Source organism: Haloechinothrix alba (genome assembly GCF_900188115.1).
GTDB lineage: Bacteria > Actinomycetota > Actinomycetes > Mycobacteriales > Pseudonocardiaceae > Haloechinothrix > Haloechinothrix alba.
This window is the reverse complement of record NZ_FZNW01000006.1, coordinates 176038-201236: the sequence shown is the minus strand read 5'-3', so window position 1 is coordinate 201236 and position 25199 is coordinate 176038. Positions and strand designations below refer to the sequence as shown.

The following is a 25199-nucleotide window of genomic DNA, read 5'->3' as shown; positions in this document are numbered from 1 at the left end:
GCACATGCCGACCGACCAGGAACGACTCGGTAACGAGAAGTACGTGCAGCTGACCACCTACCGCAGGTCCGGCCGGGCCGTTGCCACGCCGGTGTGGGTCGCACGGCACGGTACCGAGCTCGTCGTCTGGGCCGAGCGCACCAGCGGGAAGGTCAAACGTATCCGTGCGGGCAGCAGGGTCGAGCTCACCGCGTGCGACGCGACAGGGCGTAAGGTGCGCGGCCCCACGGTGCCGGGGCGCGCACGGCTGCTCGACCAGGACGAGACCGACACGGTCCGGGGCCTGATCCGCGCCAAGTACGGCATCCTCGGCGCGCTCGGGATCTACGGCAGCATGCTGCGCGGCGGCAAGCAACGCACCATCGGTATCGCGATCACACTCGACGGCCAGGACCCCGGCGGCGACGATCCCGACCGCGACGACCCCGGCGCCCCGGGCAACTCCCGGGAACCCGGGAGCAACTAGCGGCCCAGCGGAGGCGAGCCGAAGGACTCCTCAGGTACCTGATATGTACCGAAGAAGGCAGTGAGGATGATGTGTGCGGGCGATCAGCGGACGGCGGCGAGCGCCTCGCGTAGCGTGAACGCGCCGGCGTACAGCGCCTTGCCCACGATCGCGCCTTCCACACCGTCACCTTCGAGCCGCGCGAGGTTCGCCAGGTCCTGTACGGTCGAGACCCCGCCCGAGGCGATCACCGCGGCGTCGGTGCGCGCGGTGATCTCCCGGAGCAGATCGAGGTTCGGGCCCCGCAGGGTGCCGTCCTTGCTCACGTCGGTGACCACGTACCGCTCGGCGCCATCGGCATCCAGCCGCTCGAGGGCCTCCCACAGGTCGCCGCCGTCGGTGGTCCACCCACGCGCGGACAACCGATGCCCGGACTCGGTGATGCGCACGTCCAGACCGATCGCGACCCGGTCGCCGTGCCTGGCGATCACCTTGGTCGTCCAGTCGGGGTCCTCCAGTGCCGCGGTACCCAGGTTCACCCGCCGCGCGCCCGTGGCGAGCGCCGCTTCGAGCGAGGCATCGTCGCGGATGCCCCCGGACAGCTCGACCTGTACGTCCAGCTTGCCGACGACCTCGGCGAGCAGCTCCCGGTTCGACCCGCGCCCGAAGGCGGCGTCGAGGTCGACCAGGTGGATCCATTCTGCGCCGTCGCGCTGCCAAGAGAGCGCGGCCTCGAGCGGGCTGCCGTACCGCGTCTCGGTACCGGCCTCGCCCTGGACGAGCCGCACGGCCTGCCCGTCGGCGACATCGACTGCGGGAAGCAAGGTGAACGTCACGCCTCAACTCTATAGAGCGCGCTCCGAACCCCCGGCAAGGTGGTCACCCTCGTGGTCACCCTCGTCACCGCAGGTGTGAGCTGAATGACGCTTTCACTCCATCTGGTGCGCTGAAAGCGTCATTCAGCCACCCGTATGGACTGAAAGCGTCATTCAGCGTTCCGTCACAGCGTGGACAGCCAGTTGCGCAGCACGTGGGCGCCGGCGTCGCCGGACTTCTCCGGGTGGAACTGGGTCGCGCACAGCGGCCCGTTCTCCACCGCGGCCACGAAGTCCTCGCCGTGATGCGCCCAGGTGACCTTCGCGCCTGCAGACGGCAGCCCGGAGTCGAGCTGCCAGCTCCGCGCGGCGTAGGAGTGTACGAAGTAGAACCGGGTGTCGGCGTCGAGCCCGGCGAACAGCACCGAGTCCTCCGGCGCGCGCACCGTGTTCCATCCCATGTGCGGCAGCACGTCCGCACGCAGCCTGTCCACCGTGCCCGGCCACTCGGCGAGCCCCTCGGCCTCGATGCCGTGCTCGATCCCGCGCTCGAACAGGATCTGCATGCCGACACAGATGCCGAGCACAGGGCGCGCGCCCGCCAGCCGCTTACCGACCAGCTTGTCCCCGCCGACGCGCCGAACACCCTCGGCGCAGGCGGCGAACGCGCCGACCCCCGGTACGACGAGCCCGTCCGCGGCCAGCGCGGCCTGCGGGTCGGCGGTGACCTCCACCTCCGCCCCGGCCCGTTGCACGGCGCGCTCGGCCGAGCGCAGGTTCCCTGAGCCGTAGTCCAGAATCACAACACGAGGCACCGCTTCAGCGTACTGCGTACCGCGCGCGCGGCCACGCGACGGGCACGAGCACGATGGCGAGCGCCGCGAGCATCGCGAACGCCACGGGGAACCCCGACAGGGTCACCACGGCGCCGACCACGGCGGCACCGGCCCCCTGCCCCGCGTCGAACGCGATGTTCCAGGCCACGCTGGCGCGTGCTGCGGACACCCGCGCGAACATCACCACAAGGGCGTCGTTCTGGATCACACCGAAGCCGGCGCCGTAGACCGCCACGCAGCTCACCCCGAGCACCAGCGCCGCTGTTCCGCTCACACCGGCGCCCACCGCGAGCCCCAGCAGCCCGGTCGACGTCGCAGCCAGGCCTGCCACCAGCAGTTTCCCGGTCGGCCGGGCGCTGTCACCCCAGATCCCGGCGAGCCACCTGCCGACCAGCGCAGTCGCCGACATCAGCAGCAGCGCCAGCGACCCCGCCAGCGGCGACTCGACGAACACCAGCGGCAGGAACGTCACCAGCGCGCCGAAGGCGACGGAGCCGGAGAGCATGACCAGCCACGGGCGCCACACCGCCCGTGCGGCCCGCACCGTGCCACGGCCGTCCTCCTCCGGCTGTGCCGTCGTCCTCGGCAGCAGCGCCAGCGGCACGATGCCCAGCATCGGCAGCGCGGCCCCGGTGAGGAACACGACAGCGAACCCGGCGTTCTGCGCGAGCCAGGCACCCGCGGGCAGCCCCACCAGCAGCGGCAGCCCCACCGCGAGCCCGAACACCCCGGACCCCTTGGCGAGCATGCCGCGCGGCAGCAGCTCCGCGATGAGCGCGCTGCCGCACACGGTGACGATGCCGAACCCGACTCCTCGCACGAACGACACCGCCAGTACCGGCTGCCAGTCGGTGAACAGCATCAGCAGCGACGCCGGTGCACCGAGCAGGGCCGCTCCGGTGATCGCCATGGCGCGGTATCCGAACCTGCGCACCAGCGTGGACATCATCAGCTGAGCCAGCACGGTGCTGGTCATGAACACGGCGGTGACAGCGCCCGCGCTGAACTCGCCGGAGCCGTGCTCGACGACCCACAGCGGCACCACCGACACGAGCAATGCGAAGCCGAAGAACATGCCGCCTGCCGCGAGCAGCAGCAGTACGAACGGCCTGCTGCGCAGCGGCGAGCGGACGACGTCACGATCGCTCGGCTCGGGCGTGCACACCTCACCGTTTGTACCCTCTCCGCCGCGCCCCAGGACCCCGCAGGGGTGAGAGCCCAATGTGACCTTGGGCGCCTTCTAAGGAACCGGTGTCACCTTGGGCGCCTTCCGGCCCGGCGGGAGGTGGTGGGAGCCCAAGGTGACATTCGGTTCTTCTAAGGAGCCGGACGTGACATTCGGCTCCCACCCGGGGGTTGGTGCCGGCACGCCGTGGCGCGGCAACTTCGACTAAGCTCGAAGTCAGCGATAGTGTGGATGCGTGTCGACACTCGCCAACACACTCACCATCGGGCAGGTAGCGGAGCGAAGTGGTGTCCCCACCACCGCGTTGCGGTTCTACGAGGACCGCGGCCTGATCACCTCGCAGCGCACCGCGGGCAACCAGCGGCGTTTCGCGCGATCGATACTGCGCCGGATCGCGTTCATCCGCTCGGCTCAGCGGATCGGGCTGAGCCTGGAGGAGATCAGCCAGGCACTGGCCACGCTGCCACACGACCACGCACCCACCAAGGCGGACTGGGCGCGACTGTCCAGCCAGTGGCGTCAGGAGCTGGACGCGCGCATCGACGCGCTGCAGCGCCTGCGGGACAACCTGACCGGGTGTATCGGCTGCGGCTGCCTGTCACTGAAGTCGTGCGCGCTGCAGAACCAGGACGACGACATGGCGCGCTTCGGCCCAGGGGCACCCGGGCTGAAACCCGCGACCGAAGGCGGGCGTTGACCGGGCGACGAACTCGTCCGCGGCCGCGGAGTTCACTCGCTCAGAGGGAACTCCACCACACGATCGCACCACCCGCCGCCAGCAGCGCGCCCACCCCGAGCAACATCGCCATGGCCTTGGCGGTCTTCCACGTGCTGTACACGCCCCCGACGAGGAACCCGGCGACTGCCAGCAGGACAACGATGAACAGCTCCTGGGACAGGGTTCGTCACTCCTTCGACGTCAGACGACCGGCACCGTCGCGGTGCCGACGGGTACTGGCTGGTGCGGACCCGCTACAGCGTGCCCTTGGTGGACGGGATGCCACCCATGCGGGGGTCGGCCTCCGTCGCGTCGCGCAACGCGCGCGCGACCGCCTTGTACTGTGCCTCCGCCATGTGGTGCGGGTCCCGGCCGTGCAGGATCCGGACGTGCAGCGCGATCTCGGCGTGAAAGGCCAGCGACTCGAACACGTGCCTGGTTAACACGAACGGGTAGTTGCCACCGATGGTGAAGTTCTCGAACCGCTCCGGCTCGCCGAGCTGCACGCAGTACGGCCGCCCCGACACGTCCACGGCGGCGTGCGCGAGCGTCTCGTCCATCGGGACCCAGGCATCGCCGAAACGCCGGATGCCGCTCTTGTCGCCCAGTGCCTCGCGGACCGCCTTGCCGAGCACGATCGCGGTGTCCTCCACCGTGTGGTGCGCATCCACCTCCACGTCGCCCTCGGCGCGCACCCGCAGGTCGAGTGCGCCGTGCACGCCGAACGCGGTGAGCATGTGGTCGTAGAACGCCACGCCGGTGTCGACCTCGACGCTGCCCGTTCCGTCGAGGTCCACCTCGACGGCGATACGCGACTCCTTGGTGTCGCGTTCCACCTTACCGATCCGGCCCACTGGCGACCTCCTTGCTCGCTGCCAGGAACGCGTCGTTCTCCTCGGGCGTGCCGATGGTCACCCGCAGGTACCCCTCGATACCGACGTCCCTGATCAAGACACCGTTGTCCAAATAGGATGTCCACACTCGATGCGCGTCGGCGAACTGTCCGAACAGGATAAAGTTCGCGTCGCTCGGTACGACGTGGAAGCCCATCTCCGCGAGGGCGGCGCTCACCCGTTTGCGTTCGCCGATGATGGTCGCCACCGACGCCAGCGTCCGCTGCCCGTGCGCCAGCGCCGCCTGCGCGGCAGCCTGCGTCAGCACCGAGAGGTGGTAGGGCAGGCGCACCAGCTGCAGCGCGTCCACCATCGCGGGCGCCGCCGCGAGGTACCCGAGCCTGCCGCCTGCGAACGCGAACGCCTTGCTCATCGTCCTCGACACGATCAGCTTACCGGGGTACTCGTCGAGCAGCCCGATACTGCTCGGCTGCTCGGAGAACTCCGCGTAGGCCTCGTCGACGACCACGATCGCAGGCGCGGCGTCGAGCAGGGCACGCAGCTCGTCCAGCGAGGCCGACCCGCCTGTCGGGTTGTTCGGGCTGGTCACGAACACCACATCGGGCCGGAGTCGCCGCACGGCGGCCACGGCGGCGTCGATGTCCAGGGAGAAGTCCGAGCGGCGTTGCTCGGCGTGCCACTCCGTCCTGGTGCCCGCGGCGATGATCGGGTGCATCGAGTACGACGGGACGAAACCCAGCGCGCTGCGCCCCGGACCCCCGAACGCCTGCAGCACCTGCTGTAGGACCTCGTTGGAGCCGTTGGCGGCCCACACGTGCCGGGCGGTCAACGCCGAGGACGTTACCGCGTTCAGGTACTCCGCGAGCTGCTCACGCAGCGCCGTGGCATCCCGGTCCGGGTAGCGGTGCAGCCGACCCGCAGTGCGTTCCACCGCGGCGGCGACGTCCGCGCTGAGCTCGACCGGCGGCGGGTACGGGTTCTCGTTGGTGTTCAGCCGGACGGCGACATCCAGCTGCGGCGCGCCGTACGGCGTGCGGCCGCGCAGGTCCTCCCGCAGCGGGAGGTCGTCCAGCGTCACATCGTCAGTGGTCATCTCGGTCCTTGGCTGCGCAGGGTCGTGCCCCACCAGCGTACGGCGTGGCGGGGCACTCAGCTGCGCGGGGACGCGCCTGCCATCCGCGCCAGGTCGGCGACCAGCGCGACGCACGCGTCGAGCTCCCCGGCGGTGACGAAGTAGTGCGGGGACGCCCGGACCACCGCGTCGAGCCCGCGTCTGGGCAGGTCCATCCGGCTGGAGGCCGCGGTGCTCACGGTGACCGTGACGTCACGTTCGGCCAGCCGGTCCCGCACACGTCCCGGATCGACCCCGGCCACGGTGAACGTCACGATCCCGCACGTGCGCTCACCCAGGTCGTGGACCCGCACGCCGGGTATCCCGGCCAGCGCCTCCCGCAGGTAGGCCGCTCGCCACGCAACGGAAGTGGCGACCTCCGCCACACCGAGCTCGAGCAGGTACTCGGCGGCACGGATCAGCCCGAGGCGCTCGGCGATACCGGTCTCCCACAGCTGCAACACCCGCGCGTCCGCCCGCAGCCGGTACGCGCGCTCGGCCACCCAGCTCGCCCCGGAGTGGTCGATCAGGCGTGGCGCGAGGTGTTCGAGCACGGAGCGGCGTACCGCGAGGAACCCGGTGCCGCGCGGGCCGCGCAGCCACTTGCGCCCGGTTCCGGTGAGCATGTCCACGCCGAGCTCGTCCATACGCACCGGCAGCTGGCCGACGGACTGGCAGGCATCAAGCAGGACGAGCGCGCCCGCCTCGTGCGCTGCTCGGGTGATCTCGCGAACCGGGTTGACCAGCCCACCCTGGGTGGGTACGTGCACCGCGGACACCAGCCGGACCCGCTCGTCGAGCCGGTCGCGCAGTGCAGCGACGTCGAGCTGGCCGCTGCCGTCCGACGGCACCACCTCCAGCCGCGTACCGAACCGCTCGGCGTGGCGCAGCAGCGCGACGGCGTTGGCCGCGTACTCGGACTCGCCGACCAGCACGCGGTCGCCTTCCCGGAACGGGACCGCATCCAGCAGGTTCAGCCAGGAGCGGGTGGCGCTGTCGGTGAACGCCACCTCGTCCGGTGCGCAGCCGAGCAGCTCGGCGAACGTGCCGTACCCGCCTTCGAGTACCTCCTGCTGTTCGGCTGCGGCCCGGTACCCGCCGACCTCGGACTCCCTGCGCAGGTGCTCGATCACGGTCGTCAGTACCGGCGCGGGCGGAAGCGACGAACCCGCGCTGTCCAGGAACACCTGGTCGCGGCATCCCGGGGTGTCGGAACGCACCGCGGCGAGATCGGCGATGCCCGGCCCACCCGGGGCAGGCACCTCGTGCGACGCGGTCACGACCCGGCGATCTCCCCGGACCGGCCGTGCACGGAGCCCACCCGCGCCAGCACGGCCTCACCGTGCGCGGGCAGGTCCTCCACGTCGGCGAGCGTGACCACGTGCCCGGCGACCTCCCGCAGCGCGTCGGCGCTGTAGTCGACCACGTGGATGCCACGCAGGAACGTCTGCACGGACAGGCCCGCGGAGTGCCGCGCCGATCCGCCTGTCGGCAGGACGTGGTTGGAGCCCGCGCAGTAGTCCCCGAGCGACACGGGTGCGTACGGGCCGACGAAGATCGCTCCCGCGTTGCGTACCCGCGCGGCGACCTCCCGCGCGTCCGCCGTGTGGATCTCGAGGTGCTCGGCGGCGTAGGCGTCGACCACCCGCACGCCGTCGTCGAGGCCGGACACCAGCACGGTGCCCGACTGCCTGCCGCGCAGTGCCTCGGCGACGCGCTCGTGGTGTTTCGTCACGGGCACCCGGCGCGCCAGTTCGGCGTCGACGGCATCGGCGAGCTGTACCGAGGGGGTCACGAGCACGCTCGCGGCCGCGGGGTCGTGCTCGGCCTGGCTGATCAGGTCGCTGGCGACGTAGCCGGGATCGGCCGTGTCGTCGGCGAGGATCGCGATCTCGGTGGTACCCGCCTCGGAGTCGATGCCGATCACCCCGCGCAGCATGCGCTTGGCCGCCGTCAGGTACACGTTGCCGGGACCGGTGACCATGTCCACCGGGTCCAGCTCCGTGCCGTCGGTGTCGGTGCCGCCGTAGGCGAGCAGGGCCACCGCCTGAGCGCCCCCCACTGCCCACACCTCGTCCACCCCGAGCAGCGCGGCGGCGGCGAGGGTGGTCGGGTGTGGCAGCCCGCCGAACTCGGCCTGCGGTGGTGTGCACAGCACGACGGAGCCGACCCCGGCTTCCTGCGCGGGAACGACGTTCATGACCACGCTCGAGGGGTAGGCGGCCAGCCCGCCCGGCGCGTACAGGCCCACCCGGGCAACCGGAACCCACCGCTCGGTGACCGTGCCGCCCTCGGCCACCCTCGTCGTCACGTCGGTGCGCCGCTGGTCGGCGTGTACCGCCCTGGCGCGGGTGACGGACTCCTCGAGGGCGGCACGGACCGCCGGGGCGAGCTCGGTCAGCGCGCGGTCCAGCTCGCTCCGCGGCACCCGCACGGCGCCGGGCCGGACGGCGTCGAAACGCGCGGTGTAGTCCAGGGCGGCAGGCACGCCGCGCTCGGCGACGTCGTCGACGAGGGGGCGCACGGCCCGAAGCGCGTCGTCGACGTTCACCTCCGCGCGCGGCAGGCATGCTCGTAGGGCGGCGCCGGAGGGGATGTCAGCACGCCAGTCGGTGCGTTCGAGCATGCCCCTACCCTAATCAGGGTTGGAGCCCGATGTGACGTTTGGTTCCCTAGAAGAACCGAACGTCACATCGGGCTCCAACCCCAGGGGCCAGACCAGCGAGCAGGAGGCGCGCATGCCACGCATCGCCCTGTGCCAGTTCACCGCGAGCAGTGATCCGGCGACCAACCTCGAGCACGTGCGGACCGGTGTGGCCACGGCACGGTCCGAGGGCGCCTCGATCGTGGTCTTCCCGGAGGCCACCATGGCGCGATTCGGCACGCCGCTGGCGCCGCTGGCCGAACCTCTCGACGGGCCGTGGGCACGCGAGGTGGCCGCTGCGGCCGAGGACGCGGGCGTCCTCGTCGTGGCAGGCATGTTCACCCCGGCCGACGAGGACCGGGTGCGCAACACCCTGCTGGTCACCGGGCGCGGGCACCACCTCGGTTACCACAAGATCCACCTCTACGACGCGTTCGGCTTCTCCGAGTCCCGTACCGTGGCGCCGGGCGACGCGCTGGTCACCGTGGATACCACCGACCTCAGGCTCGGCCTGGCGACCTGCTACGACGTGCGTTTCCCCGCGTTGTTCCACGCGCTGGCCGGCAACGACGCCACCGCCGTGGTCGTACCGGCCTCCTGGGGAGCTGGTGACGGCAAGCGCGAACAGTGGGACGTGCTGCTGCGCGCGCGGGCCCTGGACGCGGGCTGCTGGGTACTCGGTTGCGGTCAGGCCGACCCGGCGGCAAGCGGCGTGGAGGTCTCGAGCAAGGCACCGACCGGCATCGGGTACTCCGCGGTCGCCGACCCGTTCGGCAGGCTGCACGCCCAGGCAGGCACGGGCCCCGAGACCCTCGTCGTCGACATCGACCCGGAACTGGCACACGCCTCGCGACGCGCCACAGGCGCGCTCGTCAACCGCGTCGCCCTCGACTCACTCGAGGTCCAGACCAATGTCCAGCGCGGGTGAGGAGTGCGTCAGCGCCCCGACGGCCAGGTAGTCCACCCCGGTCTCGGCGTACGAGCGAGCCGCGTCCAGCCGCAGCCCTCCCGATGCCTCGAGCAGCGTCCGGGCAGCGACGGCGTCCCTGCGCCGCACGGCTTCGGCGCACTGCGCCGTGTCGAAGTTGTCCAGCAGGATCTCGTCGGCACCCGCCGCGAGCGCCTCGTCGAGCTGGTCGAGATCATCGACCTCGACCTCGCAGGACAGCTCCGGGGCATGCCTGCGCACTGCCGCCAGAGCCGCGGTGACCGACCCGGCGGCGACGATGTGGTTGTCCTTGATCAGCACTGCGTCGCCGAGCCCCATCCGGTGGTTGACCCCGCCGCCTGCGCGCACGGCGTACTTCTCCAGCTCGCGCAGCCCGGGTAGCGTCTTGCGCGAGTCGCGCACCGCGCACCCGCGCTCACGCACCTCGGCCACCCATGCGGCCGTGGCCGTCGCGACCCCGGACAGGTGGCACAGCAGGTTCAGAGCTGTGCGTTCCGCGGTGAGCAGCCCGTGCACCGGTCCGCGTACGGCCAGCACCTGACTGCCCGCACGCAGTGCCGTGCCGTCCTCGGTCCCCTCGACCAGCTCGTAGTCCGCGCCGAGCACCGCATCGAACACCGCGAGAGCGGCGGCCCCTCCGGCGAGCACGCCGTCGGAGCGAACCCGCAGCCGGGCGGTGGCTCGACTGCCCGCAGGCACCGTCGCCGCCGTCGTCGCATCCGGACCGAGTCGCAGGTCCTCGTCCAGTGCGGTGCGTACCACGCGCCGCACCGTCTCTTGATCGAGCGAGCAGTCGCGCAACAGCCGCGCCGTCGCCTCGCTGATCCACGCGGTCATGCCGCGTCCCGCAACGGCAGCGGCAACGGCTCGGTCAGCACGGGCTCACCCGAGGGGTCGAGCCGGATGCGCTGGCTGTGCTGCCACCGCGCGTCGTCCCGCTCGCCGAAGTCCACGCGGACGTGGCAGCCGCGCGACTCTGTCCGGTTGGCTGCCGCGACGAGCAGGGCTTTGGCGATCAGGGTCAGCGCGGCGTCCTCCACGTCCCTGTGGCCGTGCACGGCGCTCACGGCGGACGCCGAGGCCACGGTCTCCCGCAGGACGGCGAGCCCGGCTGCGTCGCGGCCGATGGACGCGTACCGGCTCATCGCGCGTTGCAGCACGTCCCGCTCGACACGGCAGGCAGGCTCATCCCGGTCAGCCGTGGAGTGCCGTGCCCGCGCCAGCAGGCCGGCGGCGAGGTCGGCGGCGACGGCCTCGGCCGCCCGCTCCCCCACGACCAGCCCTTCGAGCAGGCTGTTGGACGCCAGCCGGTTCGCCCCGTGCAGGCCCGTACGGGCGACCTCACCTGCCGCGTACAGGCCCCGCACCTCGGTACGCCCCTCGGGTGTGGCGAGGACACCGCCGCAGGCGAAGTGGGCCGCCGGTGCGACAGGGATCGGGGCACGCACCGGATCGACCCCCGCACGCAGGCACGCCGCGTGAACCGTGGGGAACCTGGTTGCGAAGTCCGGTACCGCCGTGGCGTCCAGGTACACGTGGTCGTCGACGCCGTTCGGCGCCTGCGCCATCCGCCTGGTGACCGCGGCCGAGACGACATCACGCGGGGCGAGGTCGGCCTGCGGATGCACCCCCTCCATCACGCGGTGGCCCGCGGCGTCGATCAGCACGGCCCCCTCGCCCCGTACGGCCTCGGTGACGAGCGGGCACCGCCCGCGCGCGCCCGGAACGTAGAGCACGGTGGGGTGGAACTGCACGAATTCCAGGTCCGCAGCCGTTGCGCCCGCCCGCAGCGCGAGCGCGAGCCCGTCGCCGGTCGCGATGTCCGGGTTGGAGGTGGCTTGGTAGAGCTGGCCGAACCCACCGGTGGCCAGCAGCACGGCCGGTGCTCGCAGCACTCCCGGGGTGCCGTGCGGGTCGAGCACCCGCAGTCCGCCGACCCCGCCGTGCGGGGCGGGCACGTCACCCATCGCGATGTGGTGTTCGAGCACGGGGATCTGTTGGCGCGTGACCTCCCCGGCCAGGGCACGCTCCACCTCGGCACCGGTGGCGTCGCCACCCGCGTGAATAACCCGGAAGGCCGAGTGACCGCCCTCGCGGGTGCGCGCGAGCGTGCCCCCGTGACCGGTGCCGGGGCCGGTGCCGCCGGCAGCGGAGTCGAAGGTGGCGCCACGTGCCATCAGGCGCCGCACGGCGGCCGAGCCACCGTCGATCACGCTCCGTGCGGCCACCGGGTCGCACAGCCCTCCCCCTGCCGCCACCGTGTCCGCGACGTGACGCTCCGGGGAGTCCCCACCGGCGCCGGGTCCCCCGTCGAACACAACAGCGAGCCCGCCCTGGGCCCAGCGCGTGTTGCTTTCGGTGACCGTTCCCTTGGTGACCACCAGCGTGCGCAGCCCCAGCTCCCGCGCCCGCAGCGCCGCCGTCAGCCCGGCGATTCCGCTACCGACCACGATCAGGTCGGCGCTCGCGGACCATTCCGGGAATGCACTGGTTTTCGACTGTTGGTCGTCAACAAGTTGGTTCTCCGCGTTCATTCTCCGCCACCCGGCTGCCCGATCGAGACCATGCGGCGCACCGACTCGCGCGCGCGCTCCGCGACCTCGGCGTCCACGTGCACCTCGTCGGCCCCCTCCCGCAGGGCGCGCAGCAACGCCGCCGGCGTGATCATCTTCATGTAGCGGCAGGAAGCCCTGTCGTTGACAGCCTGGAAGTCGATCTCGGGCGCGGCCTTGCGCAGCTGATGCAGCATACCGACCTCCGTGGCCACAAGGACCTCCCCTGCAGAGGACTGCCGCGCCTGCTTGACCATGTCCCCTGTCGAGAGGATCTTGACCTGCTCGCTCGGCACCGCCCCGTCCCCTGCCAGGTACAGCGCCGAGGTCGCGCAGCCGCACTCCGGGTGGATGTACAGGTCGGCTTCGGGGTTCGCTGCCGCCCGCTGCGCAAGCTCCTGACCGTTGATGCCCGCGTGCACGTGGCACTCGCCTGCCCAGACATAGAGGTTCTCCCTGCCCGTCTCCCGCTTGACGTGCGCACCGAGGAACTGGTCCGGGCAGAACAGCACGTCGGTCTCCGCCGGGATGGAACGGACCACCTCGACCGCGTTCGACGATGTGCAGCAGATGTCCGTCTCGGCCTTGACCTCCGCGGTCGTGTTCACGTACGAGACGACGACCGCACCGGGATGCTCGGCCTTCCACGCCCGCAGCTGCTCGGCGGTGATGGACTCGGCCAGCGAGCAGCCTGCGCGGGCATCCGGGATGAGCACCCTCTTGCCGGGGCTGAGAATCTTGGCCGTCTCGGCCATGAAATGCACGCCGCAGAACACGATGGTGCTCGCGGCCGACTCGGCGGCGATCCTGGACAACGCGAGCGAGTCGCCCACGTGGTCGGCGACCTCCTGGATCTCCGGAACCTGGTAGTTGTGCGCGAGCAGCACGGCATCGCCCTCCGAGGCGAGGCGTCGCACCTCGTCGAACCATGCGGCGTCGGCCTCGACTCCGCCGTACGGAACGAGCTCCGCCGGGTTGTGCGCCAGCGTCTCCGTCATCTGTCTTCCTCCTCGCATCGCCGCGCACGACAGTCGATCCGCGCGTCCGGGTGCGCTCGCTTTACGCATCCAGGTTTTCGCTCTACGATCGAAAACGTGCGTAGCCATCTTAACACCGAAACCCGGGTGACTCACGAGGTTCTGTGTGTAGTCCTACAGGTGCGGTCCGGCACGCTGCAGGCACTCCTCTGGCGGCGCGCGCTCGAGCCGCATCTCGGCCGCTGGTCGCTGCCCGGCGGCAGGCTACGCCACGACGAGGACGTCGAGACATCGATCCGGCGCCAGCTCACCGAGAAGGTCGACCTGCGCAAGCTCAAGCACGTCGAGCAGCTCGCCGTGTTCAGCGCCCCCGACCGGGTCCCCGGTCCGCGGGTGGTCGCCACGGCGTTCCTCGGCCTCGTCCCGAGCGATGTCGAGCCGACCGTTCCCGAGGACACCTCCTGGCACACGGTGGACCAGCTACCCCGCACCGCGTTCGACCACGGTTCCATCACACTGCGCGCCCGGGAGCGGCTGCGCTCGAAGCTCAGCTACACCAACATCGGGTTCGCGCTGGCGCCCGACCTGTTCACCATCTCGGCCCTGCGGGACCTGTACTCCGCCGCACTCGGTTACCGCGTGTCGGCGACGAACCTGCAGCGCGTACTGACCAGGCGGGGAGCGCTCGCGACCACGGGAGAGACGGTTCCGCCCGGCCGCTCCGGCGGCCGCCCCGCCGCGCTGTTCACATTCGCCGAGCACGGCATGCAGGTCACCGACCCCTTCGCAGTGTTTCGCCCGCCGAGCACGCGCTGACTCCCGTTACCGGGTGCGCCTGCCTGCGCGGGCCGGCACGGGCGCGGGGTGCCTACCCGGTATCGCCCCCGCGGGCCTGCTCGTCGTCCTCGGCGCCCTCGTCGGGTTCGCTACCGCGGGGACCCAGCTTGTGCCACACCTTGCCCGCGACGTCGGTGACGGCCTCGCCGACACCGGTCAACGCCTTCGACAGCGGGTCGGCCGACGTGGTCACGGCATCCTTGTAGGAGCGTGCCGCCGAGGCGACGTCCTCGCTCCAGGCCGTGTGTGGCCGTTCGGCGTCCCGGCGCGGGTAGTCGCCCGCCAGGAGGGCCCGGTACTCCGCCGACGCCGCCCACTTCTGCAGCTGATCGGCGCGTACCACGGCGAGCGGGTGCGAGAGGTACTCGATGCCGCGCAGCTTGTGAATGCTGTCCCGCAGGTCCTCCACGCCCTCGTACTCGGCGGCCTGCTCCAGAAAGGCGGGGACGTCGACCTGCTCGATATCGACCCCGCCCGCCAGCATGACGTGTACGCGCAGCGCAGCGGGCGGGTCCTGCCCGCACAGCAACCCCGACCGATCGCAGGAGAGCTCGGCCTTGCGATACCACTCCGACAGCGCGGCGATGACCGCGCGCAGCGCGAGCGCGCTCACCGGCATCCATCCCAGGGCGCTCTGCATTCCGAGCAGGCGGTACAGCATGGTGCGGTATACCGCGTGACCGGAAAGCACGTGGCCCATCTCGTGACCGACGACGAAGCGCAGCCCCGGTACGTCCAGCCGCTCGACGAGGTCCGTGGTGAGCACGATGAAGGGCTCGTCCATGCCGAGGGTGTAGGCAGCCGCGTCACTGGACCGCGCCACGAACATCCTCGGCGCGGGGTCGATGTCGAGCGTGTCCGCGCACTCGCGGCGTATCCGGTCGAGCTCGGGGTACTGCGTGGGTCCCACCCGGATCATCGACGACAGCGCCATCATGCGCTCGCCACGCTCGGCGAAGAGCCCCGAGATCGTCTTGACCACCTCGGCGAATCCGGGCACCGAGCGCAGCACGCCGAGCGCTCCCCTGTCGACGGGGTGCTCGTAGGCTCGCGGGCTGATCCCCGGGAAACGCACTCGGCCTGCCGGCCCGTCCGCCTCCTCGTTGGACACAGGCGCTCCTCCATTCGGGTCCGCATCCAGGCTACGCCGGGACACCGCCCCGTACGAACCGGTGAACGGTCAGCCCAGCCGCCTGCCCAGATCGTCGGTACCGTTCCATGCGGCCAGCAGCCCGTAGGTCAACGCGGTGGCGAACGGCTGGGCAACAAGCACCCACGGGGTACCCGGCTGGGGCGCCTCGGTCACCACGTCGCCGACCTCCGGAGCGCCGGTCACCTCGTACATGCCCGCAACGAACATCTCGCCCATCAGGCCGGCCAGCCATGCCGCGAGCAGCGAGCCGCACACCGCGGCGATCATCGCCACCGGACCGCGCCGTTCCCGCAGCATCCACACCAGCGCCCCGACGATCACGCCCGCGGCCATGCACAGCAGCGCGAAGATCACCAGCGCGTCGAACTGGTGCCAGCTCTCCAGCTCCGGGGCGACGAGGCTGCCGTCGGAGAGCACCCGCACCCGCTGCGGGGGTGCCAGCTGGGCCCAGATCCACCCCACCGGAATGCCGATCAGGCCGGCGGTGGACAGCACGGACACCGCGGGCAGCAGGTCCGCCTTGACGACGACCTTCGGCTGTCGCCTGCGCAGTACCTCGCGCACACCGGACCGCCCGGCATCGCGGGATTCGGTACGGGCCGAGTCCTTGTCGTCGACCTGCGAACTAGGCACTCACGACCTCCCGCGTACAGCTGACGAACCCCTGGCACGGGACACTACCGGTCGCCTCACACCTGGTGGGAACGGCTGGCTGTTTCCCCGTGCCTGCTGCACCGCGCGGTCCAGCCGTTCGGCGTGACCTGCACGATCATCCGCCGCGCGCACTGCGCGCAGAACCGGGGAGGTTCCAGTGAGGTCCGGGCGTTGCGGCATGCGGCCGCGTCGCACTGCTCCACGGTTCTGCCGCAGTGCACGCAGTAGAGCTCGTCCACATCACGCTCCTGCCGTGTTGTCGTGTTCACCGATCGCACCTGCCCCGGCCCCGCCAGTGCAGAAGAACCGGTCACAGGGTGTCGGACAGCGCCTTGATGGGCATCCTGAGGTCCTCCAGCATCGAGAGGTCCCGCTCGGCAGGCCGCCCCAGGTTGGTGAGGTAGTTGCCCACGATGATCGCGTTGATCCCCCCGAGCATGCCCTGCTCGGCACCGAGGTCGCCGAGCGTGAGCTCGCGGCCGCCCGCGAACCGCAGCATCGTTCGCGGCATGGCCAGCCGGTACGCCGCGACGATGCGCAACGCGTCCGGGCCCTCGATCGTCTCGTAGTGCTCGTACGGGGTTCCTGCCTGCGGGATGAGGAAGTTCATCGGCACCTCGTGCGGGTCCAGCTCGGCCAGCTGGACGGCGAACTCCGCACGCTGCTCGTCGGTCTCGCCCATCCCGACGATCCCGCCGCAGCACACCTCCATACCGGCCTCATGCACCATGCGCAGCGTCTCCCAGCGCTCCTCCCAGGTGTGCGTGGTGACCACCTCGGGGAAGTGCGAGCGGGCCGTCTCGAGGTTGTGGTTGTAGCGGTGGACCCCCATCTCCACGAGCTCGTCGACCTGCTCCTGCGTGAGCATGCCCAGTGAGCAGGCGATGTTGATGTCGTTACCGGACTCGCGGATCGCGTTGATGCCGTCCCGCACCTGCGACATCAGGCGCTTGTCCGGGCCACGGACGGCGGCGACGATGCAGAACTCCGTCGCTCCGGTCTCCGCGGTCTCCTTGGCCGCCTGGACCATCCCCGGGATGTCCAGCCACGCGGCGCGCACCGGGGTTGGGAACAGCCCGGACTGGGAGCAGAAGTGGCAGTCCTCGGGGCACCCACCGGTCTTCACGCTGACGATGCCCTCGACCTCGACCTCCGGGCCGCACCACCGCATACGGACGTCGTGTGCCAGCGCGAGCAGATCCTGCAGCCGGTCCCCAGGAAGCCGCAGCACCTGCAGCACCTGGTCCTGGGTCAACCCCACACCCCGCTCGAGCACCTGCTCTCGAGCGACGGCGAGCACATCCTGCTCACCAACGGTCGATTCGGACTGTTGCGTTGCTGCGGTCACACGTTCTCCTAACCTCGGCTGCGTGCACGCCCGCGGGAATCGTACTCCGGCAGCGCACTCCGTCCGAACGTCGCCACCGGCCGCATCGATACGCTACTGCCCCACGGCCCGGTACACAGCGAGCAATGTCACGTTCGGCCGGTCGAGTTCGCGGTGAACTGCTCGGGATCGAACTTCCCGCCCAACCACGGCGACAGCCCCCTGCGGGCTCCCTCGACGAACGAGGACGGTTCCGCATCGCCGAGCCCGTCCTCGAGCGCCCCGAGCAGCGGGGCGGCAGCCGCGACCGGCAGGTCGTGCAGGTTGCACAGCTCGGCCGTTCCGGGCTCACGCGGCCAGGTACCGATGATCACACCGGCGACGTGCAAGCCGCGCCGGCCGGCGACCTCGGCGGTCAACGCCGTCGCGTTCAGCGTGCCGAGGCCGGCACGTGCCACCACGACGACGGGAGCCCCGAGTGCCCACGCCACGTCCGCGAGCGTGCCGCCCGCCGGGTCGAACCGCACGAGCAGGCCGCCTGCCCCCTCGACGAGAACGTAGTCGTGTGTCTCGTCGAGCCGCGCCGCGGCCTCGGCCGCCTCGCCGGGCGTGACCGGCGGCAGGCCGCTACGCAGCGCCGCAGTCTCCGGGGCGAGCGGTTCCGGGAAGCGCCGGATCTCGTGTGTTGTCACCGCACCGGCGTACCGGCGTACGACGTCGAGATCGGCGTCCTCGTGCGCACCGACCCCGGTCTGTGCGGCCTTGACGACCGCGACGCGATGACCGTTCGCGCGTAGCAGCGCGGCGGCGGCCGCGGTGACCACCGTCTTGCCGACACCGGTATCCGTCCCGGTCATGACCAGCACGCTCACGAACCAATACCTTAGTGCCTCGCCACTCGACACCGATCACGAGGCGTCGCTCGGCACGGCCGGTCGCCGCGCGGCCGGTCACGCCTCGCGCGCGACGGCCACCATGGCGTCGGTGATCACGGCGAGCTCGGCATCGGTGGTGATGTACGGCGGCATCGCGTACACCATGTTCCGGAACGGGCGTAGCCACACGCCGCGCTCGGTGGCGACCCGGGTGGCAACCGCCATGTCCACCTGCCTGTCCAGCTCGATCACGCCGATCGCGCCGAGCGAGCGCACGTCGCGCACGCCAGGGACGTCCCGCGCCTGCCACAGGCCCGACCGCAGGCCCGCCCCGATCCGCGCGACGGCGGAGCTGAAGTCCGTGTCGTGCAGCAGCTGGATCGAGGCGTTCGCCACGGCCGAGGCAAGCGGGTTGCCCATGAACGTCGGACCGTGCGCGAGTACCGGAAGCTCTCCTCTGGAGATCCCGTCGGCCACCCGCGGGGTGCACAGCGTCGCGGCCATCGTGAGGTACCCGGCGGTGAGCGCCTTACCCAGGCACAGCACGTCGGGGCTGACCCCGGCGTGGTCGGCGGCGAACAGCGTGCCGGTACGGCCGAAGCCGGTGGCGATCTCGTCGAAGACCAGCAGGACGTCGTTGGCTCGGGTGGCCTCCCGCAGGACGCGCAGGTACTCCGGGTGATGGAAGCGCATCCCTCCTGCGCCCTGCACGATCGGTTCCACGACCACGGCCGCGAGCTCGTCGGCGTGCTCGGCGATGGACTCGGCGAGCACGCGCGAGTAGGACTCGTCCGGGCCGGACTCGAAATCGGCAGGCGGAGCGGGTACGAAGACCTGCTCGGGTAGCACCCCGCGCCACAACGAGTGCATCCCCCCTTCCGGGTCGCACACGCTCATCGGGTGGAACGTGTCGCCGTGGTAGCCGCTGCGCCAGGTCAGCATCTTCTGCTTGCCGGGCCGGCCGACCGACCGCCAGTACTGCAAGCACATCTTGAGCGCGACCTCCACCGACACCGATCCCGAGTCGCACAGGAACACGTGCTGCAGCTCCTCCGGCGTGAGATCCACGAGGTTCGAGGCCAGCGTGATCGCCGGTTCGTGGGTGAGCCCCCCGAACATGACGTGGCTCATCCGGCCCACCTGATCGTGCACCGCCTGGTCCAGCACCGGGTGGCGGTAGCCGTGGATCGCCGCCCACCAGGACGACATGCCGTCGATGAGCGCGCGCCCGTCGTCGAGGTGCAGCCGCACTCCCTCGGCCGAGGACACGAGCAGCGGCTCGACCGTGCCCGGCATCGGGCCGTAGGGATGCCACACGTGCTGGGCGTCCAGCGCAAGCAACGTCTCGCTGTTCATGGTGTGTAGCCTATGAGGCGCCGGGAGCGGCGCGTGCGCGCCGGGCACGCCGTGTCGCGTGCCGTGCCCGGCGACCAGCCGGAACGGCCCTGCGACTGCCGCGTGGAGGGATCGCGTCGTGCCCGAGTACCTACCCACAGCCCTGATCCTCGCGGCACTGGTCGCCGCGGGGTGGACGCTGATCGGCCTGCTGCGCGATCGCGGGCCGGACAGGGTGCTGCTCGGCGCTCTGGCACTGATCGAGGTGGGCCTGCTCGCCCAGGCCGTGCTCGGCATAGCAGGCCTCGCGGGCACCGAACGGGAGGTGGCGGGCGTGACCTTCGTCGGCTACCTGCTCGGCATCCTGCTTGTCCTGCCGGTTGCCGCTGCATGGGCGCTGGCCGAGCGAAGCAGGTGGGGCAACGCGGTGCTGCTGGTCGGCTGCCTGGCGATCCCGGTCATGATCGTGCGCCTGCAGCAGGTCTGGGGCGGTCAGGGTGTCTGACGGTGCCGGAGGGGCCGGCCGGGGTGCACCGGCCGGAGCGCTGCGGCACGGCCCGGGACGCGCGCTCATCGCCGTCTACGCCCTGTTCGCCCTCTCCGCCACCGCACGATCGGGCGTGCAGCTCGCAACACGGTTCGACGAGGCCCCGGTGCCCTACCTGCTGTCCGCGTTCGCGGCGCTGCTGTACGCGCTGGCGACCGTGGCCCTGGCGCGCGGCAGCGAGTCCTCCCGCGCGCTTGCCACCGTCATCTGCCTCGTCGAGCTCGTCGGGGTCGTCGTGGTGGGCACGATCAGCATGCTGGCACCGGAGGCGTTCCCGGAAGCCACCGTGTGGTCCGGGTTCGGCAGCGGATACGGTTACGTCCCGCTGCTGCTACCCGTTCTGGGGCTGGCGTGGCTGCGCATCGCCGGTCGCGGGGCGCGCGCCGCGCGGGACCGGCGGGCGCGGTGACGGCTCCGGTCGCCGTGCAGGCGACCGGCTGTCACGTTCGCTGCCCCGCCGGAGCCTGGCCGAGCAGCTCGGACAGCCTGCCCGCGATCCGGTCCCACCGCCAGTGCTGGTGCACCCACTGCCTGCCCGTCCGGCCCATCGTCGTCGCCCGCAACGGGTCGCCGAGCACGCTCGCCAGCGTGTCGACCAGCTGGTGCCTGTCGTCTCCCGCCACGACGTGCCCGGTCACCTCGTCCTGCACGGTCTCCGGTGCGCCCCCGGAACGGCCGGCTACCACCGGAAGGCCGCTCGCCGAGGCCTCCAGGTAGACGATCCCGAGACCCTCCACATCGAGCCCGCCCGCGCGCGTACGGGCGGGCATGGCGAAGACGTCACCGGCCGCGTAGTACGCCGGTAGCTCACCCCACGACACACCACCTGCCAGCACCACGTGCTCGGCGACCCCGAGCTGCTCGGCGAGCGCTCGGATGCGGCCGCGGTAGCGGCCGTCCCCGACCAGCAGCAGGGCCGCGCCCGGCACGCGCTCGCGCAGCTCCGGCAGCACGCGCACCAGCGTGTCCTGGCCCTTGCGCGGGACGAGCCGGGACACGCAGAGCACCGTCGGCCGGTCGTCGAGGCCGTGCCGCCTGCGGACGGCCTCGCGGGCCGCGGGGTCCGGCCGGAACCGTTCGGTGTCCACCCCCGACGGGAGATGCTCGAGCCCGGCGAGCGGCCCGAACGCGCTCGCGACCCGCCTGCGGGTGTAAGCGCTGACATAGGTGACGACGTCGGTCGTATCGCCGATCCGGCGCAGCGCCGACCTGGCGGCAGGCACCATCGACCAGCCCACCTCGTGACCGTGCGTACTGGCAAGGATCCGTTGGGCGCCCGCGCGCCGCATCGCGGGTGCCAGCAGGGCCAGTGGAGCCGCCGCACCGAACCACACCGTCTCGGCTCCGTGTGCGCGTACCAGCTCGGCGGCCCTGCGCCGTACGTCGGCCGTGGGCAGCATCAGCGTCCCCGGGTGCCGGACCACCTCGAAGGGCTGCCGCGCATCGAACGCGCTGTGCGAGCCGGTCCGCTCCGCGTCCGGACCGTCCCAGGACGGTGCGTACACCACCAGGTTCTCGGCCGGCAGGTGACCGGCCAGGCTGTGCAGGTAAGCCTGAATCCCACCGGGACGCGGCGGGAAATCGTTGGTGACAAGCAGGGTTGGTCGCACGCGCCGAGGCTACCGTGACACGCCGTCCCGCGTCGCGTCGTGCGGGCGTGGGGCGAGCCGAACGGGTCCGTCGGTACACATCCTGTACCCGAGGAGTCCTTCGGCTCGCCCCATCCGGCCGCTACGAGACGCGGCGGGCACCGCTGTAGTCGCCCTCCATCATCTTCTGCACCTTGACGACGTCGCCCTCCTGGGGGGCATGCACCATCTTGCCGTCGCCGATGTAGATGCCCACGTGCGAGACCGGTTTGTAGAAGAACACCAGATCGCCCGGCTCCAGCTGGTCCCGCGGGACCGGCTGGCCGTACTCCGACTGCGCGCGGCTGGAGCGCGGAATGCTCACGCCTGCCTGGTTGTAGGCCCAGGAGGTCAGGCCGGAGCAGTCGAAGGAGTCCGGGCCCTGCGCACCCCATGCGTACGGGCTGCCACGCTTGGACATGGCCGCGTCCACCGCGTGCTGCGCCGCCTGGCCCGGCGCGACGATGTCCGACGGTGCCTCGGCGCCGTCGGTGGCATGCATGTCCTGGTCGGCATCGGACAGCAGGCCCGCTGCCTCCTCGACGCTCGCGATCTTCTCCTCGAGCGCCTCCTGGCGAGCCTCGATGTCGCGGACGAGCTGCTGGGCGGCCTCCTTCGCCTGCTCGGCCCGCGTCTGGGCGTCGTCGGCGTCCCGCTGGGCCTCGCTGGCCTCCTCGACCGCAGCGGAGAGTTTCTCCACCGCCGCGTTCTGGTCGGCGGCGAGCACGTCGAGCGCCGCGGACCGGTCGAGGTAGTCGCGGGTGGAGTCGCCCGTCAGCAGCGCCGACATCTGGGAGAGTTCGGCACCGCCGGTGTAGGAGGCGCTGGCGAACTTGTCGACGATCTCCCGGTGCTCACGCTGCTCGGCGAGCGCCGCCTGCCTGGCGTCCTCGGCCTCGGCCAGGTCGGCCTCGGCCTGTTCCAACTCTCGTTCGGCCTCGGCCAGCTCGTCCTGCGCCTGGAGGTGCTCCTCGTTGAGCTTCTCGGCCTCGGCGACGAGCTCGCGGTACTCCCGGAGCTCCTCCGATGCGTTCGGGGGAAGTGGGTCGGGGTCTGCGGCGGCGGGCGCGTGGACTCCGAACACAGCGATCACTGCTGTAGCGGCTATCGCGCCGGACACCACTCGCTTCACATGTTGCGACTTCACGCCGCGCACATCTCCTTTGCCTTCGGTCGCCTGCCCGGGGCCGGACAGCGGAGAGGTCGGGGGCCCTCTCCTCGCACCGCGCACGATGCGGAGGTACCGCATCGTCACCGCACGGCGCGTCGTACCGCGACACGGTCGGCAACACGTATGCCACTCGGTGTCTGAACCTGCGTACTGCGGTCGTCCAAGCAGCCTCGCGGCAGCCCCGGAAACAGCTCCCCGACCAGCTGCCTCAGCGACACCCCACAGCGCCGCCTCCTGTCGTATGGCGACTGCCTTCCGTGAGGTCTCGGCTAGGTTACGAAACCACACGAGCCACGTCCAGCCCGACTCGGCCATTCAGCGCAGTCCGATCGGCGAGCCACCATCAGAGCAGCAGTTCATCGCGGGTTGTGATTACGGCAACACCTGAGGATGACGCGACACGCCGCCGCCCACCGAACGGATCAACCGTTCATCGCATTCCACTACGGATCGTCACCTCATGTGACAACCGACATACTGACCGGAACAACCAGGGCGTATCCCCTGCCCCTTCGTAATACGGCGCCGTGCCGGTCCGCGCGCACCGCGCAACCAGCTACACGGGCCCGCGCGACGCGGCCTACCCGCGCCCCACGTACTCCCAGTGCCACGGCTCTTCGCGGCCGCCGCCCTGCCGCGCCCAGTTCGGGTGGATCCACCCGAACTCCGGCGCGTTCTCGGCCATCCAGCGGAACTGGGGGGTACCGAATGACTGCACCCCGCCGCACATATCCAGCGCGAGACCCCAACCGTGGTTGCTCGTGCCGGGAACAGCGGCCAGCGCAGGCTTGCGGTGATACAGGTCCACCTGGGCATCGAAGGTGCGGTACGAGTCGGTCACGCACAACCTTTCGCCGAACTCGCCGGCGTAGGCCTGCGACATCGCCACGAAGGCCTGCGCGGCGTCACAACGCAACGTGTGGCTGGAGACACCGATAGCGCACAATGCCGAGGACGGGATCATGCCGTTGGGATAGCCACCCCAGGCGCCCGCCCCGTCGTGCTCGGTACCACCACCGGTCGTCATCGGCAGCTCGACGCCGCCGCAGCGCCATGTCAACTCCCCGTCGTCGCGCCGCGGCACATCACGGGCCTCGTCGCGCAGACCGAGCGCGGGCCGTACCACCGCAAGCGAAGAGTCACTCGCGGGGAGATCGGTCACCGCTACGCTCGCGATCCTGCCGTCGGCCGCCAGCATGGTGCGGTCGTCGAGCACGATACCGACATGCTGCACGCCGTACTTCTCCGGCCCGATGAACACCAGGTCGCCGGGTTGCGCATCCGCATGTGGCACACGCACGCCCCGCGCGAGCTGCTCAGGCGCGCGCTCGGGCAGCTCGAGACCGCCCGCATCGAACGCCGCGCGGACCAGCCCGTCACAGGAGTACGCGACCGGCCCCTCGCCCTCGTCCCGCGGCACGTACGGCTTGCCCAACGCGTCCACGGCACTGCTGACCGCCTCAACCGTCTCCTCGGGCAGGACGAGCAGGCGCTCGCCGTTCACACTCGTCTGGGCAACACCCGCCTGCACGGTACCGTCGATAGCCTCCACCGTACGCAACCCGGACGGCAACGAGTCCAGATCGCGCAACGCCGCCGCGCTCGGTGGGTCGATGCCGGCCTCGTCGAGCCGGTCGAGGTAGGATTCCCAGTTCGCCGCGGTCTTCGCGTTGCGCTTCTCCTGCGCTCGTTGCTGGGCGACCACCGCATCGTTGGCCTCCCCGATCGGCCCACGAAGCTCCGAGGAGATCGCGTCGGCGCGGTTCGACGCGTCGTTACTGCGGCGTTCCAGCTCCTCGGCACGCTCCTCGGCAGCCTCGTGCGCGGCCTCCGCCTCCCGCTCCGCATCGACGGCAGCACGATGCCGGTCGAGCGCGTCGAACAGCCGCTCGTCCTGCTCGGAACGCAGCATCCGGATCATGGAGGAACCGGCGAGCACATCCTCGGTGCTCTGCGCGGTCAGCAGCATCCGCATGTCATCCGGCCGCCCCATACCCGTATACATCGCCCTGGAGAAGTCGTCGACCTCGTCCTGCTTCTCCCGCAGGGCAGCCTCCGCATCCTCCCGCTTGCTCGCGGCCTCCTCGCGCTGCGCTTCGGCCTCGTCGAGCGCACGCTGCGCATCGGCGACACGGCTGGTCAGGTCGTCGAGCTCCTCCTGAACCTCGGTAGCCGACTCCTGCAACTCCGCGATCTTCGGATCGGCGAAGGCCTCACCGGGGCGGGAGTCAGGCACCCCGACACCCGGCGCCACACCCGCTTCGACCGGTGCCTCGCCGGGCTCACCCGGGGAGTGTTCATCGGCCGAGGCGAACGGGACCACCACCAGCCCGACAGCCAACGCGAGGACCGCCAGCAACGATGCGGAAGCCCGCATGCATACCTCCCCGTACTCACCGGCGTACCCGCCGCCCGTCGCGCCGTGCGCGAGTTACTGACCAGCCTCCACCGAACTCTCCCGAGTCATCCAGCAGTGCCAGCCACCGGCCTCTCCCGAGTCGTCTAACAGTGCCAGCCACCGGCCTCTCCCGAGTCGTCTAACAGTATTAACTACCGAACTCAGCTTACGTGACGGTTCCCACCCG

Annotated in this window: 25 protein-coding genes; 6 read left to right on the top strand and 19 right to left on the bottom strand. The window is 71.0% G+C overall.

The window, feature by feature from the left end; translation table 11 throughout:
- Positions 1-4 precede the first annotated feature (4 nt).
- Entirely contained in the window at positions 5-466 is a 462-nt protein-coding gene (locus CHB84_RS07555) for a PPOX class F420-dependent oxidoreductase (protein ID WP_089300779.1), read from the top strand.
- 83 nt (positions 467-549) lie between these two features.
- Here the strand turns inward: CHB84_RS07555 and priA are convergent, their stop codons facing one another.
- From priA to CHB84_RS07540, 3 genes are all read right to left on the bottom strand, one after another.
- Entirely contained in the window at positions 550-1281 is a 732-nt protein-coding gene (gene priA / locus CHB84_RS07550; protein ID WP_089300778.1) for a bifunctional 1-(5-phosphoribosyl)-5-((5-phosphoribosylamino)methylideneamino)imidazole-4-carboxamide isomerase/phosphoribosylanthranilate isomerase PriA, read from the bottom strand.
- Between the two features lie 164 nt (positions 1282-1445).
- Positions 1446-2075: an imidazole glycerol phosphate synthase subunit HisH gene (gene hisH / locus CHB84_RS07545; protein ID WP_089300777.1), complete on the bottom strand. Its 630-nt coding sequence runs from the start codon at positions 2073-2075 to the stop codon at positions 1446-1448.
- Positions 2076-2079: 4 nt separating this feature from the next.
- Positions 2080-3261 (bottom strand): MFS transporter, encoded by a 1182-nt coding sequence (locus CHB84_RS07540; protein ID WP_141134606.1) that lies wholly within the window; start codon positions 3259-3261, stop codon positions 2080-2082.
- A 256-nt stretch (positions 3262-3517) separates the two neighbouring features.
- Between CHB84_RS07540 and soxR the strand changes: the two genes are divergently transcribed.
- A complete protein-coding gene (gene soxR, locus CHB84_RS07535; RefSeq protein WP_089300776.1) occupies positions 3518-3979 on the top strand; it encodes a redox-sensitive transcriptional activator SoxR in 462 nt (153 codons plus the stop codon).
- Positions 3980-4254: 275 nt separating this feature from the next.
- Here the strand turns inward: soxR and hisB are convergent, their stop codons facing one another.
- From hisB to hisD, 4 genes are read right to left on the bottom strand one after another with little or no spacing between them, the layout of a single operon-like run.
- Positions 4255-4854 (bottom strand): imidazoleglycerol-phosphate dehydratase HisB, encoded by a 600-nt coding sequence (gene hisB / locus CHB84_RS07530; protein WP_089300775.1) that lies wholly within the window; start codon positions 4852-4854, stop codon positions 4255-4257.
- Complete coding sequence (locus CHB84_RS07525) at positions 4838-5947, bottom strand: histidinol-phosphate transaminase (protein ID WP_089300774.1); 1110 nt, start codon at positions 5945-5947, stop codon at positions 4838-4840. The genes hisB and CHB84_RS07525 overlap by 17 nt, the downstream gene beginning before the upstream one ends.
- Before the next feature lie 56 nt (positions 5948-6003).
- Positions 6004-7245: an aminotransferase class V-fold PLP-dependent enzyme gene (locus CHB84_RS07520; protein ID WP_245818610.1), complete on the bottom strand. Its 1242-nt coding sequence runs from the start codon at positions 7243-7245 to the stop codon at positions 6004-6006.
- Complete coding sequence (gene hisD / locus CHB84_RS07515) at positions 7242-8591, bottom strand: histidinol dehydrogenase (RefSeq protein ID WP_089300773.1); 1350 nt, start codon at positions 8589-8591, stop codon at positions 7242-7244. Before hisD ends, CHB84_RS07520 begins: the two co-directional genes overlap by 4 nt.
- Positions 8592-8703: 112 nt before the next feature.
- Here hisD and CHB84_RS07510 point away from each other — a divergent pair, with 112 nt between their 5' ends.
- Complete coding sequence (locus tag CHB84_RS07510; protein ID WP_089300772.1) at positions 8704-9537, top strand: carbon-nitrogen hydrolase family protein; 834 nt, start codon at positions 8704-8706, stop codon at positions 9535-9537.
- Here the strand turns inward: CHB84_RS07510 and nadC are convergent.
- The 3 genes from nadC to nadA are packed head-to-tail and all read right to left on the bottom strand — an operon-like array spanning position 9502 to position 13108.
- Positions 9502-10395: a carboxylating nicotinate-nucleotide diphosphorylase gene (nadC, locus tag CHB84_RS07505; RefSeq protein ID WP_089300771.1), complete on the bottom strand. Its 894-nt coding sequence runs from the start codon at positions 10393-10395 to the stop codon at positions 9502-9504. The genes CHB84_RS07510 and nadC overlap by 36 nt on opposite strands.
- Positions 10392-12092: an L-aspartate oxidase gene (locus CHB84_RS07500; protein WP_089300770.1), complete on the bottom strand. Its 1701-nt coding sequence runs from the start codon at positions 12090-12092 to the stop codon at positions 10392-10394. The genes nadC and CHB84_RS07500 overlap by 4 nt, the downstream gene beginning before the upstream one ends.
- Positions 12089-13108, bottom strand: coding sequence for a quinolinate synthase NadA (nadA, locus tag CHB84_RS07495; RefSeq protein WP_089300769.1), 1020 nt, complete (start codon positions 13106-13108; stop codon positions 12089-12091). The genes CHB84_RS07500 and nadA overlap by 4 nt, the downstream gene beginning before the upstream one ends.
- A gap of 159 nt (positions 13109-13267) precedes the next feature.
- Between nadA and CHB84_RS07490 the strand changes: the two genes are divergently transcribed.
- A complete protein-coding gene (locus CHB84_RS07490) occupies positions 13268-13903 on the top strand; it encodes an NUDIX hydrolase (protein ID WP_089300768.1) in 636 nt (211 codons plus the stop codon).
- A 52-nt stretch (positions 13904-13955) separates the two neighbouring features.
- On the opposite strand, the gene CHB84_RS07485 is transcribed toward CHB84_RS07490, so the two are convergent.
- The 6 genes from CHB84_RS07485 to CHB84_RS07460 form a co-directional block, all read right to left on the bottom strand.
- On the bottom strand, positions 13956-15035 hold the full coding sequence (locus tag CHB84_RS07485; protein ID WP_089300767.1) for a M48 family metallopeptidase: 1080 nt from the start codon (positions 15033-15035) through the stop codon (positions 13956-13958).
- 69 nt (positions 15036-15104) lie between these two features.
- Positions 15105-15641 carry a DUF2567 domain-containing protein gene (locus CHB84_RS07480; RefSeq protein ID WP_089300841.1) on the bottom strand — a complete coding sequence of 179 codons (537 nt, stop codon included), beginning with the start codon at positions 15639-15641 and terminating at the stop codon, positions 15105-15107.
- A gap of 125 nt (positions 15642-15766) precedes the next feature.
- Entirely contained in the window at positions 15767-15970 is a 204-nt protein-coding gene (gene bsaP, locus CHB84_RS07475) for a biotin synthase auxiliary protein BsaP (RefSeq protein ID WP_089300766.1), read from the bottom strand.
- A 71-nt stretch (positions 15971-16041) separates the two neighbouring features.
- Positions 16042-17079 (bottom strand): biotin synthase BioB, encoded by a 1038-nt coding sequence (bioB, locus tag CHB84_RS07470; RefSeq protein ID WP_141134605.1) that lies wholly within the window; start codon positions 17077-17079, stop codon positions 16042-16044.
- 128 nt (positions 17080-17207) lie between these two features.
- A complete protein-coding gene (bioD, locus tag CHB84_RS07465) occupies positions 17208-17930 on the bottom strand; it encodes a dethiobiotin synthase (protein WP_176439826.1) in 723 nt (240 codons plus the stop codon).
- 78 nt (positions 17931-18008) lie between these two features.
- Positions 18009-19289 (bottom strand): adenosylmethionine--8-amino-7-oxononanoate transaminase, encoded by a 1281-nt coding sequence (locus CHB84_RS07460; RefSeq protein ID WP_089300765.1) that lies wholly within the window; start codon positions 19287-19289, stop codon positions 18009-18011.
- A gap of 118 nt (positions 19290-19407) precedes the next feature.
- Here CHB84_RS07460 and CHB84_RS07455 point away from each other — a divergent pair, with 118 nt between their 5' ends.
- Both CHB84_RS07455 and CHB84_RS07450 read left to right on the top strand, forming a co-directional pair.
- A complete protein-coding gene (locus CHB84_RS07455; RefSeq protein WP_089300764.1) occupies positions 19408-19773 on the top strand; it encodes a hypothetical protein in 366 nt (121 codons plus the stop codon).
- Positions 19766-20224 (top strand): hypothetical protein, encoded by a 459-nt coding sequence (locus CHB84_RS07450; protein ID WP_089300763.1) that lies wholly within the window; start codon positions 19766-19768, stop codon positions 20222-20224. Before CHB84_RS07455 ends, CHB84_RS07450 begins: the two co-directional genes overlap by 8 nt.
- A 31-nt stretch (positions 20225-20255) precedes the next feature.
- Here the strand turns inward: CHB84_RS07450 and CHB84_RS07445 are convergent, their stop codons facing one another.
- From CHB84_RS07445 to CHB84_RS07435, 3 genes are all read right to left on the bottom strand, one after another.
- The gene (locus tag CHB84_RS07445) at positions 20256-21425 is read right to left on the bottom strand and encodes a glycosyltransferase family 4 protein (RefSeq protein ID WP_089300762.1); all 1170 of its coding nucleotides are present in this window, start codon (positions 21423-21425) and stop codon (positions 20256-20258) included.
- Between the two features lie 121 nt (positions 21426-21546).
- On the bottom strand, positions 21547-22590 hold the full coding sequence (locus CHB84_RS07440; protein ID WP_176439825.1) for a C40 family peptidase: 1044 nt from the start codon (positions 22588-22590) through the stop codon (positions 21547-21549).
- Between the two features lie 604 nt (positions 22591-23194).
- Positions 23195-24991: a D-alanyl-D-alanine carboxypeptidase family protein gene (locus CHB84_RS07435; protein ID WP_089300760.1), complete on the bottom strand. Its 1797-nt coding sequence runs from the start codon at positions 24989-24991 to the stop codon at positions 23195-23197.
- Positions 24992-25199 lie beyond the last annotated feature (208 nt).